Here is a 217-nt window from a genome sequence, read left to right on the forward strand (position 1 = left end):
GATCTCGACGTTGAGCCGACGGGTTTCATCCAGCAATTTGCTGTAGTTGAAGTCTGCGCCCGAGAGGCCCAGGACATCGTCAACGGCGGCCAGTTGCTGCTTGATCTGGCCCAGGGCTTTGGCCTTGTCTCCAGGGAGCTTGTTACTGAGGATTTTCAGCTTGTGATAGAACAGGTCGCGGGGCAGGTACTCGATGTAGACGCGTTTGAGCCCTTGT

The 217-nt window shown here is 56.2% G+C and carries 1 protein-coding gene; it reads right to left on the reverse strand.

Annotated elements, in window-relative coordinates:
- A partial coding sequence (locus ACW9IR_RS30330) for a hypothetical protein (RefSeq protein ID WP_457466305.1) occupies positions 1-217 on the reverse strand: 217 nt, incomplete at both ends.

Source organism: Pseudomonas sp. SDT291_1_S447 (assembly GCF_054070155.1).